Here is a 1011-nt window from a genome sequence, read left to right as displayed (position 1 = left end):
TCAACAAAATCGCCCGTAAAAGCAGCAAGTTCCGCGTGATTTTTACCGTGCCCGATTTCTGTTGGCCACCCCCGCCCGCTCCGCCGCAAGTGCCGCCGATCCCCTTCCCGCTGTTCGCCGATCTCGGCGGCGCTAAAACCGTTGCCAAAGACGTTAGAATCAACCGCAAACCCGCCTTCGTCTTCAAAGCCAGTAAAACCAATAAAACCTACGGCGACGAAATCGCCGTCCCCGGCCGCAAAGGGGTGTTGTCGCGCACCGCCACCAAACCGGCTTGGCCGATGATGCACTCTTCTTCGGTTAAAATCCGCAAACGCTATATCGTCCGTGCCGGCGATATGTTCCACATGAACAATAAGTATAAGAAGCCGAAGCCGCCGAAACCGTGTATTTCCTGTAAGGCTGCGGCAGCAGTCGGCCGTCCGGTCAATCCGATTCACGGGTTAAAGTTTCTGGAGAACGAAACCGACTTCGCTTTCGAAGGCTTAATGCCTTTAGTGTGGAACCGCAGCTATTATTCCGACCAAGACGGCACCGGCTGGCTCGGCGAGGGCTGGAGCGTACCCGGCAGCCAACGCATCATCCGCGATGCGGCGGGCTTGGCCTATATCGACGATCAGGGGCGGCTGTTTCCGCTGCCGGAACCGGAAGAAGACGATGAAGAACCGGTGTTGTTCGAGAGCGAACAAATCTGGTTCAGCAAGAATTCAGACGGCCATTATGTGATTGCCTCGCTGGACGGTTCGGTGTCGTTGCGTTTCGCACCGCTGGCGGCATCGGAAGACGATCCGAACGGCGACAGTTGCAGCCTCTTGCCATTGGTGGCGGTGGAAGATGCCAACGGCAACCATCAGCGGTTCGTTTACCATCCCACCACGGGATTGCCGCAATATATTATCGACGGCAACGGACGGGTGTTTTACTTACATTTCGGCAATGTCGCCGATGCCGCCGCGCCCAAGCTGCGCTTGTTGTCGGTATCGCTGCTCGATGCCCTGCCCGCTGTCGGCG

Annotated in this window: 1 protein-coding gene; it reads left to right on the top strand. The window is 57.4% G+C overall.

Annotated elements, in window-relative coordinates; genetic code table 11:
• A partial coding sequence (locus Q0X97_RS11790; protein WP_302067612.1) for a DUF6531 domain-containing protein occupies window positions 1-1011 on the top strand: 1011 nt, incomplete at both ends.

This window comes from Neisseria sp. MVDL19-042950 (assembly GCF_030504625.1).
GTDB lineage: Bacteria > Pseudomonadota > Gammaproteobacteria > Burkholderiales > Neisseriaceae > Neisseria.
This window is presented reverse-complemented; position numbering and strand designations above follow the sequence as displayed.